The sequence below is a fragment of the Alteromonas naphthalenivorans genome (genome assembly GCF_000213655.1).
Lineage (GTDB): Bacteria > Pseudomonadota > Gammaproteobacteria > Enterobacterales > Alteromonadaceae > Alteromonas > Alteromonas naphthalenivorans.
This window is the reverse complement of record NC_015554.1, coordinates 1,536,750-1,553,160: the sequence shown is the minus strand read 5'-3', so window position 1 is coordinate 1,553,160 and position 16,411 is coordinate 1,536,750. Positions and strand designations below refer to the sequence as shown.

Annotated in this window: 15 protein-coding genes; 4 read left to right on the top strand and 11 right to left on the bottom strand. The window is 43.7% G+C overall.

Annotated elements, in window-relative coordinates:
• Positions 1 to 13: 13 nt before the first annotated feature.
• Positions 14 to 979 carry a LysR family transcriptional regulator gene (locus AMBT_RS06710; RefSeq protein WP_013783853.1) on the bottom strand — a complete coding sequence of 322 codons (966 nt, stop codon included), beginning with the start codon at positions 977 to 979 and terminating at the stop codon, positions 14 to 16.
• A gap of 234 nt (positions 980 to 1,213) precedes the next feature.
• Here AMBT_RS06710 and AMBT_RS06705 point away from each other — a divergent pair, with 234 nt between their 5' ends.
• Positions 1,214 to 2,059: a DUF4437 domain-containing protein gene (locus AMBT_RS06705; RefSeq protein ID WP_013783852.1), complete on the top strand. Its 846-nt coding sequence runs from the start codon at positions 1,214 to 1,216 to the stop codon at positions 2,057 to 2,059.
• A gap of 179 nt (positions 2,060 to 2,238) precedes the next feature.
• On the opposite strand, the gene AMBT_RS06700 is transcribed toward AMBT_RS06705, so the two are convergent.
• Entirely contained in the window at positions 2,239 to 3,057 is an 819-nt protein-coding gene (locus AMBT_RS06700; protein WP_013783851.1) for a DUF3307 domain-containing protein, read from the bottom strand.
• A 2-nt stretch (positions 3,058 to 3,059) separates the two neighbouring features.
• Positions 3,060 to 3,698 (bottom strand): hypothetical protein, encoded by a 639-nt coding sequence (locus AMBT_RS06695; protein WP_013783850.1) that lies wholly within the window; start codon positions 3,696 to 3,698, stop codon positions 3,060 to 3,062.
• A gap of 524 nt (positions 3,699 to 4,222) precedes the next feature.
• Between AMBT_RS06695 and AMBT_RS06690 the strand changes: the two genes are divergently transcribed.
• Positions 4,223 to 4,762 (top strand): TetR/AcrR family transcriptional regulator, encoded by a 540-nt coding sequence (locus AMBT_RS06690; RefSeq protein WP_041452511.1) that lies wholly within the window; start codon positions 4,223 to 4,225, stop codon positions 4,760 to 4,762.
• Positions 4,763 to 4,774: 12 nt separating this feature from the next.
• The gene (locus AMBT_RS06685) at positions 4,775 to 5,821 is read left to right on the top strand and encodes an alcohol dehydrogenase family protein (protein WP_013783848.1); all 1,047 of its coding nucleotides are present in this window, start codon (positions 4,775 to 4,777) and stop codon (positions 5,819 to 5,821) included.
• Here the strand turns inward: AMBT_RS06685 and AMBT_RS06680 are convergent.
• Positions 5,818 to 7,308 (bottom strand): sensor domain-containing diguanylate cyclase, encoded by a 1,491-nt coding sequence (locus AMBT_RS06680; protein ID WP_013783847.1) that lies wholly within the window; start codon positions 7,306 to 7,308, stop codon positions 5,818 to 5,820. The two genes, AMBT_RS06685 and AMBT_RS06680, sit on opposite strands and share 4 nt — an antisense overlap.
• Before the next feature lie 211 nt (positions 7,309 to 7,519).
• On the opposite strand from AMBT_RS06680, the gene AMBT_RS06675 reads away from it, so the two are divergent.
• A complete protein-coding gene (locus tag AMBT_RS06675) occupies positions 7,520 to 8,098 on the top strand; it encodes an exopolysaccharide biosynthesis protein (RefSeq protein WP_013783846.1) in 579 nt (192 codons plus the stop codon).
• A 51-nt stretch (positions 8,099 to 8,149) separates the two neighbouring features.
• On the opposite strand, the gene AMBT_RS06670 is transcribed toward AMBT_RS06675, so the two are convergent.
• The 7 genes from AMBT_RS06670 to AMBT_RS06640 form a co-directional block, all read right to left on the bottom strand.
• On the bottom strand, positions 8,150 to 8,950 hold the full coding sequence (locus AMBT_RS06670; RefSeq protein WP_013783845.1) for a sterol desaturase family protein: 801 nt from the start codon (positions 8,948 to 8,950) through the stop codon (positions 8,150 to 8,152).
• Between the two features lie 2 nt (positions 8,951 to 8,952).
• Complete coding sequence (locus AMBT_RS06665; protein WP_013783844.1) at positions 8,953 to 9,603, bottom strand: CDP-alcohol phosphatidyltransferase family protein; 651 nt, start codon at positions 9,601 to 9,603, stop codon at positions 8,953 to 8,955.
• The gene (locus AMBT_RS06660; protein ID WP_013783843.1) at positions 9,597 to 10,265 is read right to left on the bottom strand and encodes an ATP-binding cassette domain-containing protein; all 669 of its coding nucleotides are present in this window, start codon (positions 10,263 to 10,265) and stop codon (positions 9,597 to 9,599) included. Before AMBT_RS06660 ends, AMBT_RS06665 begins: the two co-directional genes overlap by 7 nt.
• Complete coding sequence (locus AMBT_RS06655; RefSeq protein ID WP_013783842.1) at positions 10,262 to 12,058, bottom strand: ABC transporter permease; 1,797 nt, start codon at positions 12,056 to 12,058, stop codon at positions 10,262 to 10,264. Before AMBT_RS06655 ends, AMBT_RS06660 begins: the two co-directional genes overlap by 4 nt.
• Positions 12,058 to 13,215: an ABC transporter substrate-binding protein gene (locus tag AMBT_RS06650; protein ID WP_232363203.1), complete on the bottom strand. Its 1,158-nt coding sequence runs from the start codon at positions 13,213 to 13,215 to the stop codon at positions 12,058 to 12,060. Before AMBT_RS06650 ends, AMBT_RS06655 begins: the two co-directional genes overlap by 1 nt.
• Before the next feature lie 88 nt (positions 13,216 to 13,303).
• Positions 13,304 to 14,224, bottom strand: a complete 921-nt coding sequence (locus AMBT_RS06645) for a DUF547 domain-containing protein (protein WP_083820185.1) — start codon at positions 14,222 to 14,224, stop codon at positions 13,304 to 13,306.
• A gap of 25 nt (positions 14,225 to 14,249) precedes the next feature.
• Positions 14,250 to 16,403 carry a dihydrolipoyl dehydrogenase family protein gene (locus AMBT_RS06640; protein WP_013783839.1) on the bottom strand — a complete coding sequence of 718 codons (2,154 nt, stop codon included), beginning with the start codon at positions 16,401 to 16,403 and terminating at the stop codon, positions 14,250 to 14,252.
• Positions 16,404 to 16,411: the final 8 nt, after the last annotated feature.

The following is a 16,411-nucleotide window of genomic DNA, read 5'->3' as shown; positions in this document are numbered from 1 at the left end:
AATACAAGCGAGGCTAGTCGGCATTTGGCCATTCAGATTCATCAAGTATACCTTTGGAAATCAACGCCTTTCTAAGCGTATTTATTTTCATCTTGAGTTCATCACGGATTAAACGAATTGCAGGCGTGATAAGTTGACGGCTAGGTAGCACTAGCCACATTTCAGTAAGCGGTACGTGATAAGCAGGCATAACCCGCTGAAGGCGCCCCGCCAGTAAATCCTCTGCAATATCAATAACTGACTTCTTTGCGATACCCACCCCATCAACACACCACCGGCGCACAATGTCGCCATCGTTCACTGCGCGGTTACTTTTTACTTTAACTTTGAATTTCTCTTTACCTTTCTCGCCACCTTTGTAGAGATCCCAACCGTCGTGGGTTAGCTCGTACAATTTGTAAAGCAATGCATTGTGATTTGCTAATTCTTCGGGGCTAGTAGGTTCTCCATACTTTTCAATATAGCGTGGCGAAGCACAAATAAAGTGTGGAATATTACAAATTTTGAACCCATACATATTGAGCTCTTGAACCGCGCTTTTGGTCATGGCTCTTAGCGCAACGTCTACCCCGTCGCGGTAGAAATCCACACGACTGTCACTTACCTGTAACCTAACTGATACGTCTTCATGTTCCGCCATAATATCGTTTAGCAAAACCCGCATTAGGTTACGTCCCATCTCCGAAGACATGGCCATTTTCACTTCGCCGTTAATGTCTTGCTGCTCTTCACTGATGCGCATAACACCTTGTTGCAGCAAGTCTAATGCTTGCTGACATAAGGGTAGAAAACGCTCACCTTCAGGAGATAGCCGTATTTTGCGGGTAGTTCGCACAAACAGTTGAGTGCCAACGTCTTGCTCTAACCGTTTTAAAGCTACGCTTGCGGCAGAGGAACTTATGTCTAGCTGGTTCGCTGCAGCAGTTATTGAATGCAGTTCTGCCACCTTGAGCAATACTTGCAAGTCTTCTATCTTCATAACATCTTCTTTCTTATTTAGTAGAATTTAGTTTTATTAACGCTATGGTTGTGTAACTACAATGGCATAAACTTTAGCCAGGTTCATTTTATTATAGCTAAAATCGAATCAATATCTTCAAACACGGCAACTATTATCCACGTTTTAGCGAAAGTGTATTGGCGATTTGCCCATTTATCCACCGTCTTTCTGCACATAAAATACACCCAAGCAATCAAGTTAAAGGGTTTAAAAATGAAATTCACAATTAAAGCAACAACACTCGCACTTGCATTATCAAGCGCAGTGGCACTTTCAATATCATTTACAAGTACAACAGTTTTTGCCGCAGAAACAGCATCTAGGGTCGTAGCAGCAGATGATATTGAATGGGGTTACCTTAACCCTCTTCGTGGTGATAAGAGCCCAGGCGCAGCAGACCTTTGGGGAGACCGCACTAAAGATACCGCAACCGGTATGCTGGTACGCTTTAATAAAGGTTTTGAATCTCCACCGCATATTCATAATATTACGTATCGCGGCATCGTGATTGAAGGTGCTATGCACAACGACGATCCTACTGCAGGTAAAATGTGGATGCCTGCTGGTTCTTTTTGGACCCAACCTGCTGGCGAAGATCACACCACAGCAGCAAACGGTAGCGCCAATTTAATCTATTTAGAAATTGATTCTGGGCCTTATTTAGTACAACCATCTAGTGAGCATTTTGATAATGGTGAACGCCCGCTAAACCTGCATAAAGACAATATTGTGTGGCTTAACGATAGCGAATTGCACGATGTAAGTGCACCAGGTGTGTCATCTACCTACGTGTGGGGCAGCGCCGCCGATATGAACGGCTCAATGGTGAAGCTACCCGTCGGTTTTAACGGCTCTATAAGTACTGATGCTAGTGAGTTCCGTGCTGTGGTAATAGCAGGCGAAGTTAAATATCAATCTGAAGATGTTAGTTCACCTATCACCTTAAGCGCAGGAAGCTATGTAGAGTCGACAGGCGCATTTGAACATCAAATTGTTAATGAAGGTAAAGGCGAAGAAACTATTTATATTCGTACTGATAGCGATTACCAAGTGCGCTAGCATTATATATTTACAATAACCTATTGATATTTATAAATTAGCTTTCTGTTATTTAATGAATGCCTCTAGTAAGCAATACTAAAAATCTGTTGATTACTAGAGGTTGATTAAACAAAAAAGTAAATCCGAACGCTTGCTTAACACGCTGAGAGGAAATTTATTCTTTAGGCTTGCGGAGATTAAAGCTTGCCCATATACATACGTGTAGTAAGCCCCACTGCAATAGTAATTACTACGCTAGTTAATGTGCCCAACAATACATATTCCGTTAGTTTTTTGTCTTCGCTTTTGGTTAGATCGCCAAATCTAAAGATAGATTTAGCAGCAAGTAAGAAACCTATAGCGGCAAATTGATTTATTAACACAAAGGTAAGAATAAGAAGGCGCTCTAAATAACCAATTCGTTGCCCAGCCATGGCCAGAGTATTTTGGATAGGAAGCTGAACTAACGTGGACGAGTTGTGTGGTTTAGCATCTTCATCAAGCTCTTTAGTCCAAGGCGAAAGAAGCTGCTTAATAAATATGGAGGTGGGCTTCAAAATAACCATATAAGCCAATAGCACTGCCAAATGATGATGGTTAATCATTAGAACTTGCTTAAATAGCTGCCCAAGCTGGTTGGTCAGCAGTGCCCACAAAATTACAATAGCCCCAATATGCGCGGCCTGATCAATTGCGAAAGCCAAGGTACTAGGCCCCGCGTAAGACTTTACTGCATCGATAATAAAATGGCTTATCAACACCCCACCTGCAACCAAAAGTAGCGGCCCAACGTCAATGCTATCTAAGCCAGCTTCTTTTGATGCAACTGCGGTTAGTACGGATAGAGTTACCAATGCCGTTAATGCCAACACACCATGTAATAAAGAGTGGAGATACAATGCTGGCGATTTCAGGTGTTTGCTATTTCGGCTCTCTACCCACCTGCTTGGCTGAAAATAAAAATCTCCAAGCAAATGGGCAACTAACAGCCCTATCACTATGCTAAGTTGCTCCATGCTTACCGCTCCGTTTTAACTTCCGTTGCCATATAACGTAAATAATCACCCACTAAGTGGTACTGACTGGCATTTAAAATACGCGTAATATTGCTGCGAGTTTTCCCTAGTGCGCTTGCTATTTGCTCATGTCCTTTATCTTTTGCACTAATATAAGCTAGTAGGGTTTCTGACTGAGTCTGAGTTAGCGAAGTAATATGACTATCGACAAATGCAGTCATTAAGGATGCGTGTTTGTTGAAGTCTTCATCATCACTGATAAACACTAAATACTGAGACTTGAGATTATCTAGCGCCCTGCCCGAACGCACAAATGCACTTCCGGTTCCCGTTTTCACTTGGCCTTCGGTAACGCTCACTTCGCCAAGCGCTACGCTAATACGTACATCCGTAGATGGGGTACACGCCTTTAACGCTAACCTCACGCATATGGCAGCTTGCATCGCCAGTTTAGGTGTACAAATGACAGCCTGAAAGGCATCACCACGAAATAGGTCGTATTGCCCACCATGACAGGACGTTTGCGCTTTAAGTTCACGGGTTAGGACTTTTAGCACATGAGTTAAATCGGCGTCGCTCAAATGCTGCGAATTCGCAATATCACCGGTGATAACCGCTGCATATTTTTTTGTGTTTTCCATCGCTTCCTCTTTTAATGAGAGTAGCTCTTAAGTTGGGATTCACCCTAATGAATAAATAGACTGCCTGTATTTTTATACAGATGCAATATTATAATCTCCTTCGCTGGGTTACTAAGAATGTTACCGTAAATAAACCCTTTTACAAAAGTGATTAAAAATAGTCACTTTAAGCAAAGTTACCATAAACAGTCACAAGTTGACATTTTTTATTCACGAAGCTCATTCAAACTCCTTTAAAATCATCTAATAGCGTACTGTGACCAGACAATTCTGCTCTATTCACATAGATACTAACCGAACAGAAAGCATCCTATTCGCTAGTTCTCACACTAACCCATGTTTGCAAAAGTAGAATGATTACTCTACCATGACAATACAAAGGTAGAGCAGTCATTCTACCCTTAATGGCTATACCCACAAAAATGGCTATACCGATAAAAATGGCTATACCGACAAAAATAGCTATACCGAGAGAAACCTGTACCGAAAAAGTCTATATCTGAAAAAACTTGCTATTGGAAGCGATGATGACACCCGACGAACGAAAGAATGACATTGCAGCCCGATTAGAAACTGCGTTTAGTACTAATGGTTTTACCCAGCCCAATGTCGCCATGTTAAAAACGCAAACCGGCACGACGCTAAAAACCCTATACAAATATTTTCCATCTAAAGAGGATATGATTATTGGCGCTCTCACCCATAGGCATCAGCGTTATTTATCCTTCCTAGCCACAGACTGCCCAGACAATCTCACGAATGCGGTCAAACATGTGTTTGCTCGCCTAGCCTTATGGCTTAAACAATACGCGCCGAACGGATGCATGTCGTTGCAAGCCCTCTCTAGCTATCCAGATTATGATCGAGTAACAACTGCTGTAAATACTCACAAGGCCGATGTTCGCCAGTGGCTTTTAGCACTAACCAATAACAGCTCAATGGCTCATTCACTTTTCATATTACATGAGGGTATGTCGGCAGCTTGGCCCACCATGGGCGAAGAAGCTTTAGCTACAACCCAAGAAATGCTCAACAAACTACTTCTCGAACACGATTTAACGTAAAGGAGATTTTTTATGTCACAACTTCCCACTCAAATGAAAGGGCTAGTACTTACCCACCATGGCGACCTTGATGCGTTAAGTATTCGTAGCGATATTCCTGTACCGGTTCCTGGCGCAACTGATGTTGTTATTAAGGTAGCCGCGGCTGGGGTAAATAACACCGATATTAATACCCGAAACGGCTGGTATACAAAGGGCGACGTTGATGATGATGTTGAATCTTGGAACGGCGCGCCTTTCGCACTGCCTCGAATTCAAGGTGCAGACGTATGCGGATATATTGTTGCAGTGGGCAGTGATGTAGACACCGCTCGCATAGGTGAGCGAGTTATTATTGAGCCCTGCTTAACTGAAGTCGATGGCGTTGAATTAAGTGCGCCTTGGTATTTTGGCTCTGAATGTGATGGAGGTTTTGCCGAATACACAAAAGTAGCCGAAAAACACGCTCTTGCAGTGAACACTAGCATGTCCGATACCGAACTTGCGTCTTTTCCCTGCTCCTATTCTACTGCTGAAAATATGCTTCACCGCGCTAATGTTGTGGAAGGAGATCGTGTACTCATCACCGGCGCATCAGGCGGCGTAGGCTCTGCTGCGGTACAATTGGCTAAAGCACGAGGTGCAACGGTCGTTGCCATCACCAGCGAGTCTAAGCAAGAAGCGTTAAGAACGCTTGGCGCAGATGACACACTAACTCGAGATTGCAACTGGTTAGCGTACGCTAAAGATAAGCCATTCGATGTAGTCATAGACTTAGTTGCAGGTCCGCGATGGCCAGAGCTACTAGATATGATGAAACCATTTGGCCGTTATGCTGTTTCGGGTGCAATTGCTGGGCACACCGTACCACTCGATGTTCGAACGCTATACTTAAAAGATTTACAACTACTGGGATGCACTGTGCTATCAGAAGGTGTATTTGCCAACCTAGTTAAGCGTATAGAAAAAGGGGATATCTCGGCGCTTGTGTCAAAAACGTATCCTATCGACGAAATTAAACAGGCCCAGATAGACTTCGAACAGAAAGCGCATATTGGCAAGCTTGTACTGACGTTTTAACGCAGTACAACCTCCTGCGCTTCCCATACATCAACACGGTTACGCCCTAACGATTTAGCAAGGTAAAGTGCAGCATCGGCTTGCTTTATAAATTCATTAGGGCAAACCGGATGGTCAAATGCCATAGTAGCAACGCCCAAGCTTGCTGTTAGACGATTATTATAGGCTGATAATTTAAATGGTATTGCCGCTTGCTCTATATTCCTACGAATGCGTTCCGCCACTTTTAATGCAGCGCTTAAGTTTGTGGAAGGCATAATGACAGCAAACTCCTCTCCACCATAACGGGCCACCGCGTCATCATTCCCTATACAGGTTTTCTTAATTATTTCTGCCACGCTAATGAGTGCATCATCGCCCGCCACGTGCCCATAGCAATCATTATAATTTTTGAAATGATCTACATCTATAAACAGTAAGCTAAGTGGGGTTTTACTAAGAACGCTTCTTTCAATATCCCGTTGTAATGTATCGTCAAACAACCTTCTATTCGCAATGCCGGTCAGGCCATCAATATTGGCTAACTTAGCTAATTTTGCATTCGCTTCAATGAGTTCTTGCTGCGCTTTATAAAGTGCCCGTTCGTTATGAGCATTTTGCAGCGTGTTAGCCAACATTTGTGCTATACGCTGTAAGTACTTAACGTCATGATTCTTCCACGTGTACGGGCTGCCCGTAATATCGCAGCCGATAAAACCAAAAATACCATTATCCAATACAATAGAAGCACACAAAATAGAGCAAATATTTTCCCGCTCAAATTCTTCTTTTTCCCCTTTTGCTTCTTGGGGTAAATTAGCCACGTTGTTTACCTTAAAAAGTCCATCTTGTTTAAGTTTACTTTCAAAATAAGGCATGGTATTCATTGGCAATGCTTGAAGGTCGTCTTTATAAGGTGTAACCCCAGCTGCAACCCATTCGTGACTGTTACAGGCAAATTTTTCATTGTTAAAAAATTCGAACAAATAGCAGCGATCTAAGTCACAAAACTCACCGAATGCACCTAAGATCCCTTCAATGAGATTGTCAGTTTTATCGCTTGTAGCGTTGATGAGTTGAGATGAGAAAGTAGAGAGTAAGCCATTAAAGGTAATGTGTTTCCCTACGGGAGAAGCCTCTTCCGGCGCGATAAATAAACTATTCTGCACCGCCCTTGCGTTGATAACTACCAAGCTAACGTTATCAAAAGTGATTATTGAGCTTTCAAGGAAAAACTGAATTCCCCGTTCCCGAGATTGGATCCTTACACACTGGCAAAGATGTATGGTTTCCTCCGCAATTGCAAAAGGATGATAACTGCCTAAAAGCTCGTCTTTTGTAATAGGATCGAAGAAGCGTAAACCGTTTGCAAAATCTTCAGATACACGAGCCTGGCCGAACTGACGAGCCAACGCAATACTCACGTCAAATTTCGATGCCCCAATGGGTTTAAATAGCAAACACGTAGGCAACTGACGGAGTAACTCTATGCCTTCAATTGGCTTCACATAAAATCCTTATGGGAAGTAAATTTATCAACTATTACTGTAGTACATATTATAAAAAAGTGCCTTTTATCGCTCTCGTATCGCATTACATTAACTATTTCAGCTTTTTTCAATTTTGGAATACGGTGTAAACCATAATTCAAAACGCACGTAATAAAAAACAACAACTGTTTTTCACCACAGTATCTTTCCTTAGGACACGAGGTAATTTATGGATGCGTCAATTAGTGGGCTTTTGGATAAGCTCGTTGACGAGAGTGATAACGAAAAGCAAAGTGCTGGCGAGATTATTGCTCGCTTCGAAGATAGAGGATTTGGGCCGCTATTACTCATCCCCTCTCTTATTGCATTGCTTCCTACCGGCGTAATCCCAGGGGTTCCCTCTATTTGCGGTATCACGCTATTTTTAATTTGCATTCAAGTCGCTATTGGCAGAAATGCGCCTTGGCTACCTAATAAAATCACAAAGCAGGAAATTGACCAAAAAAAACTAGAAAACGCGGTAGAGCGCGCCAAACCTTACGTAAAGAAAACCGAAAAGTTACTAAAGCCCCGCATAACCGCTTTATCCAACACGCCGGGTAAAAATATAGTAGCAGGTTACTGCGCTTTGGCCTCGTTGTGCATGATTCCGTTAGAGGTAATACCGTTCGCTGTCGCACTCCCAGCCCTAGGACTAACACTAACCGCTATAGGAATGACCAATAGGGATGGCGCATTTATCAGCTTGGGCATGATACTTCAGCTAGGAACCCTTTATTTAGTTTTGAAAGTATCCGGATTAATCTAAGTAAAATTGATTTAAGCAGGCGATGCTACATGGTCATTTTAAATACTTACGCTACAGCGTGTGGCTATTATTAAACGGCATTTTTAATAGCGCGACTATGCCTGCATTTTTATTCGATGCAGGATAATCTTTTTGCCCTATAGCGATGTCTTCATCCCGTCTTGTGGCGCGGCTTTTAAAACTACCAAATATTTTATCCCACCACGATACGCTAAAGCCAAAGTTAGTATTAGACTCATCTTTTAATTGACTATGGTGAATACGATGAAGGCGCTGAGTAATGATAAACAGACCCAGTCTGTCATCCCACTTTTGAGGGAGGCGAATATTAGCATGATTAAACAAGGCAAAACCGTTTAACCCAACTTCAAAAATAACTATCGCAATAGCAGGAACACCAAAAGCGACTACTACTAACGCTTTAATGAAAAGACTCATCACAATTTCTATTGGATGAAAGCGAAGCCCTGTGGTGGTATCAACGTGACTATCGGCGTGGTGCATTTTGTGAATACGCCAAAGCAGTGGAATTTTGTGAAATAACCTATGCTGCCAATAAATTACCATGTCTAACAGCAGCACACATAATCCAATCGCTAACCAATTGTTTATGATTACTATGTTAAACACACCAATACCTTCATTTTGTGCCCACATCGACACACCGACTAAACTGGCAGGTAGCACCACTCTAGAACAAAGCGCGCCTAACACCACCATACTAAGGTTGCCCTTCCACCGACTTAATCTGCCTAGCGAAGATTGTCTAGCCGGTAACCATGCTTCTAATAAAGCCATTAACGCGAATATGCCCAAGAACATACTTATTCGAATGAACCCAGCGTTATCCACGATTACTCCTCTTCTCTATTACAATAATCATCGATACCTTCTACTGATTTAAGGGTTATAAAACCACTGTAAATCCGAGTCACTATGGTTATTGCACACGCCGCAGCAAATACGTAAGCAAGTACCGGGAAATAACTAGGCCAAATACAAAACGCCAAGAATAAAAGTATCGTTTCAGTACCTTCGGTTAGCCCCTGCATGTAATAAAAACTCTTGTTCTTAAATTGGGGCTTTTCTATATTAAATTTTTCTGCGGCTACGGCAAATGCTAAAAAGCTACTGCCCGTTCCTACAAACGCAGCCATTAGCACTAGCGCAGGTACGCCCCATTCACTAGGGTTTGCTATACCAAACGCTAACGGAACCGCAGCGTAAAACAAAAAGTCTAAACAGATATCTAAAAAGCCACCTGCACTACTGCTACTTTGCTGGAAGCGGGCAAGTTCGCCGTCAATACCATCAAGCACCCGGTTGGCTACAATACAAATAAACGCCATTACCCACCAGCCATTCACGATGGCAGGCACCGAGAGCAAACCAATCACAAAGCCAACCACGGTGACCTGATTTGGCGTAACGCACGCTTTACTCAGCGCCACAATCATGGGCCTTAAAAGTGGTTTAATAAAAGGCGTAACTTTCGCATCTAGCATGTTTCAATCTCTATTAGTTGTCCCTGGGCGGCGTTAGCATCTTCAACGTCGTGGGTAACTAACAAGGTAGGTAATCCACGGGCTTTCAACTGCTCAAATACCCACTTGCGCATTTGACCTTTTGTAGCAGCATCTAGTTTGCTGAAAGGCTCATCGAGCAGTACAACACGAGGAGCTGCTGCCAAGGTACGTAACAAAGCTATACGCGCCTGCTGCCCCCCAGATAACGTTTGTACAGGGCGATGTTGTAGCTCGCTAAGCCCTACTTGCGCTAGCATGTCGCTTACTTGTTTTTCTCGTTGTTTTTTTGAAAGCTTAGGTTCAGAAGCCCCCTTATCTAACAAGGCGCTTTTGGGCGAGAGCGCAAACGCAATATTTTGCCCCACCGTCATGTGTTCAAATAGTAAAGGATCTTGATATAACACCCCTACGCCACGTTTGTGCGCCGGCGTATCATTAATGCAAATATCGTTGATATTAATACTGCCGGTCACAGAAAAAGGCGCAGTTAACGAACCCGCAACGGCGTTCAATAAAGTAGATTTCCCTGAACCACTTGGCCCCATAATAGAAAGTACTTCGCCTGCATTAACCACCGCGTTTACATTAAGCAAGATGTCGGTATGTCGAAACAAACTCACCTTATCTAATTTCAAGGTCATAATTTCGACTTCCTCGGTCGTAGAAGCGTGTAGCGCCCCATAGGGTTAAAGCAAATTGTGGGTAGCCACCACGCCAACACGAAACCAACTAGCGGCATAAATATTTGTACCAGCACGTACACGGCCGTTAATCGAACGCTACTGCCAGACGCCGCTGCCACTGCTTCTGTAGTAACAGTGGCAATGCGCCCACCGGTACTTAACACTGTGGGTAAATATTGACTAAAACTAATCGCCACCCCTAATGCAAAAGCTACCAGCAACGGCGCAAACAGTAACGGCAGCTTTATATGAACAAAAACCTGCCAAGGTGATTTTCCCATTCCGTAGGCTACCTGAATATATCGCGGCTCAAATTTACGATAGGCCACTGCCAGAGAAATAAACACATAAGGCAGTACATATACAAGGTGGCTAATAAATAGATGAAGCCAAACCGCATCATTAAAATAGGTGAGTTGGAACCATACCAAACCGTATAAAAATGCCACGCCAGGTACTAGTAGAGGCAAAAATAAGGTACTCGCTAATACCCCGCCTACCCAACGGTTAAAATATTCAGAACGTTTGTTATCTTGCCTATTTAACGCCTCGGCTTCTAAAGCCAAGGTCGCAATTAGCACAGAAAATGCGCTTACAAAAGTCGCCAGTAGTACTGTGTTTTTAACCGGTTCTGCTAGCGCACTAAGCGTGGTTTTCCAATGCAATAAGGTAAAGCCTTCAGGGAGTAATGTGGGAAACGTCCAAAAGGTAGCAACCGACCACAAAGTGGTACTTATTATTATCGACAGCGCTAGCAGTGAATAACTTGCCACCACTGAATAGGCTACAAAAGAGGCGAACATTTGCCCTGTGTAACGAGAGCCATTGGTATAAAAACGGCCTTGAACTCGCTCAATTATATTTTCACCTATTAACCATATACCAATAGCAATCAGCGTAACGACAACTTGCAGCAACGCAGCAGCCGATGCCTGAAAACGCATAGATAAATCCACATGATTGAACCACTGCACCACAGCAACGGCTAATGTAGGAGGGTTATTAGGCCCTAACAATAAAGGTATTTCCACATTCGCTGTAGCATAGGCAAGTACGGCCAATAAGGGCAATCTAACTTGTGAGTACACTACCGGAAAAATCGCTTTAAAAAACACAGTTACCGGAGCATAACCAAGCGCGGTAGCACTATTAAAATAGCCATCAAACTTTCGCTTCACCTGGGGTTGCGACAACACACTTACCGCTATTAAAAATACGAAAGGCAATTCTTTCAACGCTAACGCAACAATGATGGATATACCGAATCTATCGTAAGGAAATTCCCACATCGGCGGCAACACGTTCTGTGTGTTCGACAAGTTTTCAGCACCACTTGAGAAAACAGACACTGCATTACTAACCACAGAGGCTAACAAGCCAGAGGGCGAAAGCACAAATAGCAGCGCAATAGCCGCAGCAGCATGCGGTAACACTAGCAATGGGCTTAACCAACTTTGAAGCCTATTTAGATAGGAAGAGCGGTAGAACACCGACAATAACAAAAACGCGCTGGCTACCGATAACGCGGTAGCGATTAAGCCCGTTAACAAAGAAAGCAATGTCATATTAACAATGCTTTCTAGGGCAAATAGATGTTTAAAAACCCCAAGATTAAAGTCGAACGCATTAAGTGCTGGAAAATATCCAAAAGCGGGCAATACCACGCCAACAAGCCCAGCAAATACAGGTACGCTTAGCAATGCAATGAGCAATACACGCACGCTCTGCGTTATGTGTTGAAATACCGCCATTAGAAGCGCTCACCGTATCGCAGAAACCAAGCCTGCCTCAGAGCGTCAGTCCAGCTGCTATGAGGTTCAGCAAATAGCGGCACTGCTTTTTGTGTATCCAATGCTGCCGTATGTTTCGCCGCAGGTTTAAATAGCGCCTTTTCAGAAGCAGATAGCATCGAAAAATCGAGCACTGAATCGTCGCCCCACACCGCCAATTGCTGCTTTTTCGCTTGTGCTTGCGGCGACAATAAGAAATTCACCACCTGTTTTGCGGCGGTGACGCTTTCAGTGTTATAGGTAATGCCAATGAAGTGCACATTCGCCAAACTGCCATCCTCCATGGCGTATGTGCGTATACTTTCGGCCAAATCAAAGCGGTTTACCGCGCTGGGGATCTCTGCCGCAGTAAACGAAAATGCCAATAGTAATTCACCGGTTCCCATCAGTCGCTGAAGCTGTGAGGCTTGACGCACCATGTATTCCCCCTGCTTGTACATCAGCGGGTGTAGTTCATCTAGGTAGCGCCACAAAGCTTGGGTTATGTGGGCTAATGCAGTTTTAGTAACGGGTTGATACAGGAGGTCACGGTCTTTTTCATTCAGTGCAATAGCGGCGTATTTTAAAAAGCTGATCCCCAAGTAGTCGTTGGGTAAGGGATAGGTAAAGCGTCCCACATGGTCCTTTGCAAAGCGTAAAAGTTCGGGAAGATTAAGCGGTGGCTGTTGTACAAATCGGCTATTGTAATAAAACACCATAGACGCTTTACCCCACGGTGCTTCTTGCCCGTGGGTAGGAATGCCAAAGTCGGTGATCATGGCTGGGTTTCGTGATGGGTTCGTTAATGCAAAGTTGGGAAGGCTGTTTACCCAGTCTTCAAGCAACAAACCATTGCGCTGCATGGCTGCAAAATTTTCACCATTAATCCAAATTAAATTAACGCTACCTTGGCTATCGTTTCCTGCTGCTTTTTCGGCTAATACGCGTGATACCGCATCGCTAGTATCGGCTAACTTCACATGATTCAGCGTAATATTATACTGCGTGTGAACCTGCTCGCTTACCCACTGAATATACCCGTTAACTTGCGCACTTCCGCCCCATGCATGAAACTGCACCACAGGCGATCGCACAGAGTTTTGATCTGATACTTCGTTCTGCTGGGCCTGCGCCGGCATAAAAAAAATACTTACGCCAAGCATAAAAAATAGTCGTGTACGCACCAGCGCGACGCTTAAAAAATAGCTAAACACCAAAAAAAATGAATTACTCTTGGTCATTCAACGCCCAGTTGTAATCCAAAAATTCAATTTCTGTACTTTCTGAAGCGATTTTCTTAGTATCAGTTTCGCTTAGTGGAGTGCCATCTTTTTCTGACAATGCCCCGCTGTAGTGAGTTAAGAACCCTCTTAAGCTTGTTGAGTCACCCCATTGCACTTCAAAGTCTTCTTTATACCAACTGAAAATTTTCGAAATATGAAGGGTATTGCCATCGTAATAATTGCGGCTATTGTCAGATAAAAAACGAACGGTCTGCTGCTCTAATTGCTCATCTAACTTATCGCCCACATAGGCTTCTTCACGTAATGCAGGACAACCAATACTTGCGCAGTTTACGGCGAAGTGAATGCGAGGTTCGTTGTACACTCCCTTTTCACGAATGAGATTGTGTTCTATATCGTCAAGCGTACGCTTTTCACCTAACAGTGGTGCAAAAGCTTGCTTCCAAGGTGATGAAAAGAAACCACCAATGTCACGAATAGAGGTTAAATCAGGGTATCGGGTTAATATTAAATCGATGGTATACGCATTGTACGCATTAATTAAAAACGCCAGCTGCGTGTTTTTATCCCACTGATTAAACGTTTCTTTCGACACTGCAGATAAACTTTTCAGATAAGCAGTAAGGTCCGTTTGCGACGATTTAAAACCCGCATAATCAACTTCTGTGCTCGTGCCTTTAATTTCTACTCCATCACGCGTAGTAACAGGGTTAATAGGCGCAACATATTTCGTTAGCATTGCTGAAAATGCTTCATGTAGAGAAGCTTCAGCATGAGCTACCACCGGCGTCGCCAGTAGTAACGCGCCCATTACCATTGATGCTAATCTTGGCGCTAGAGTTGGCGCTAGAGTTGCCCCTAACGCTGCCGCTAAGCCTGACTTTTTAAGCTTTATAACATGCATAGAAAACATAATATTTACTCGCTTATTAACCACGACGCCACGTGTGGAATTTTTCCACATAGCTTAGTAACTTTTCTGGTGTGTTAGCGCGCTTCCATGTACCAGCAGTGTTTTTGGCACCCTCGGCCCACGTTGGGTAAGCGTGAATAGTGCCAAGTAATTTGTTAAGCCCCAAATCGTGCTTCATGGCTAATACAAATTCCGCGAGCAAATCACCAGCGTGTTCAGACACAATGGTTACCCCTAAAATTTTATCTTTACCCGGCGGAGTAAGTACTTTTATAAAACCTTTTCTAGCACTTTCAGCAATGGCTCTATCAAGTTCTTCAAACTCGTAGCGAGTTACCTCCACCTCTATACCTTGGTCAGCGGCATCGGTTTCGCTTAACCCTACCCGCGCTACTTCAGGGTCGATGAAGGTAGTCCAAGGAATAACACGGTAATCAACTTTGAATTTTTTAAAGATACCAAATAAAGCATTTACCGCAGCATACCAAGCGTGATGCGATGCAACATGGGTAAACTGATACGGCCCAACTACATCACCTGCCGCATAAATGTTAGGCATTAAGGTTTGTAGGTATTCATCGGTTTCAATAGTGCGGTCAAATTGAATGCCTAACTCTTCTAACCCAAAACCGTTAAGGCGTGCTTTACGCCCTACCGCTACAATCACTTCATCGTATTCGATAGCGCTTTCTTTGCCGTCTTTCGCGACTACTAGGGTTTTGACACCGTCTTTATTTTCAAAACGAAGGGCGTCGTGGCTGGTTAACACGTTTACGCCACTATCGCGAAGCACGGTTTCTGAAAATTCAGCGACTTCTTTGTCTTCACGGCCCATAAGCTGTGGTGCTCGCTCAACTTGGGTGACATCACTGCCCAAGCGCGCAAAGGCTTGTGCTAGTTCGCAGCCAATCGGACCGCCACCTAATACAATCATTCGTTTTGGCGTTTCTTCTAGCTCAGCAAAACGGCTCCATAGCGTATCAGAAGTTACGTAGCCACTCTCTTCAATACCTGGCAATGGTGGTACAAACGGGCTTGCGCCTGTAGCCACTACAATGCTTTTGGTCGTTAAGGTTTGCATGCCGCCATCGTTTTGCTTAATTTCCACCGTCCAAGGGTCGATGATTTTTGCGTAGCCTTTTACTACATCCACACCCAAACTGGTGTAGCGCTCTACACTGTCTACCGGCGCGATAGTAGCAATAACGTTATGTACACGCTGCATCACTGTTTTAAAAGACATAGTAGGTTCAACACTGTGCAAACCATAGTTTTCAGCTTGACGCATCTGGTTGGCTACTTTTGCAGTTTTGATGAGAGCTTTACTTGGCACGCAACCATAGTTCAAACAGTCACCGCCCATTTCACCGGCTTCCACTAGCGTAACTTTTGCTTTTACCGCTGCGGCAATATAACTGGTCACTAAGCCACCCGCACCTGCGCCAATAACGATAAGGTTTCTATCGAATTTAGCGGGCTTTTTATAGCCTTTGTAAACACGGCGACGCTCAACAAACGCCACAATGGCTTTAGCAATCCACGGGAATATACCGAGTAATACAAACGATAGAATAAGGCCTGGCGATACAATGCCCGATAAGCTGTCTATCTGCGCAAGCTGGGTACCAGCATTTACATATACGATGGTTCCCGCCAACATGCCTAACTGACTTACCCAGTAGAATGTCCACGTTTTAATTGATGTTAAGCCCATCAACAAATTAATCAGGAAGAACGGAAACACTGGCACTAAGCGCAATGTAAACAGGTAAAAAGCGCCTTGTTTTTCAACGCCTTCGTCAATCTTTTTAAGCTTTTCACCAAAACGCTTTCTTACGGTATCGCGTAAAATAAAGCGTGCCACTAAGAAGGCTAAGGTAGCGCCTACACTTGATGCAAACGATACAATGATAAAACCCTGTACTAGTCCAAATAAGGCACCCGCGGCTAAGGTAAGAATGGCGGCACCGGGCAACGACAAGGCCGTTACTGCTGCATAAATAGCGAAGAAGACCCCAATGCTTACCAATGGATTTTCTTCAATTTGTTGTGTAAAGGTATCTAATGAGCCTTTCAAACCGTCAAGGGTAAGATAGGTATTCAAATCGAAGTAAAAAAAGCCAAAAACGGCAGCCACCAATACGGCGATAAGTGCAATTTTCTTAAACATAAACTATT

Coding starts and splice junctions, on each gene's coding strand:
- AMBT_RS06675 (WP_013783846.1), top strand. CDS start 7,520: ATGGATGCGTCAATTAGTGGGCTTTTGGATAAGCTCGTTGACGAGAGT.
- AMBT_RS06640 (WP_013783839.1), bottom strand. CDS start 16,403: ATGTTTAAGAAAATTGCACTTATCGCCGTATTGGTGGCTGCCGTTTTT.
- AMBT_RS06705 (WP_013783852.1), top strand. CDS start 1,214: ATGAAATTCACAATTAAAGCAACAACACTCGCACTTGCATTATCAAGC.
- AMBT_RS06700 (WP_013783851.1), bottom strand. CDS start 3,057: ATGGAGCAACTTAGCATAGTGATAGGGCTGTTAGTTGCCCATTTGCTT.
- AMBT_RS06660 (WP_013783843.1), bottom strand. CDS start 10,265: ATGACCTTGAAATTAGATAAGGTGAGTTTGTTTCGACATACCGACATC.
- AMBT_RS06665 (WP_013783844.1), bottom strand. CDS start 9,603: ATGCTAGATGCGAAAGTTACGCCTTTTATTAAACCACTTTTAAGGCCC.
- AMBT_RS06645 (WP_083820185.1), bottom strand. CDS start 14,224: ATGCATGTTATAAAGCTTAAAAAGTCAGGCTTAGCGGCAGCGTTAGGG.
- AMBT_RS06710 (WP_013783853.1), bottom strand. CDS start 979: ATGAAGATAGAAGACTTGCAAGTATTGCTCAAGGTGGCAGAACTGCAT.
- AMBT_RS06650 (WP_232363203.1), bottom strand. CDS start 13,215: ATGCCGGCGCAGGCCCAGCAGAACGAAGTATCAGATCAAAACTCTGTG.
- AMBT_RS06685 (WP_013783848.1), top strand. CDS start 4,775: ATGTCACAACTTCCCACTCAAATGAAAGGGCTAGTACTTACCCACCAT.
- AMBT_RS06695 (WP_013783850.1), bottom strand. CDS start 3,698: ATGGAAAACACAAAAAAATATGCAGCGGTTATCACCGGTGATATTGCG.
- AMBT_RS06655 (WP_013783842.1), bottom strand. CDS start 12,058: ATGGCGGTATTTCAACACATAACGCAGAGCGTGCGTGTATTGCTCATT.
- AMBT_RS06690 (WP_041452511.1), top strand. CDS start 4,223: ATGATGACACCCGACGAACGAAAGAATGACATTGCAGCCCGATTAGAA.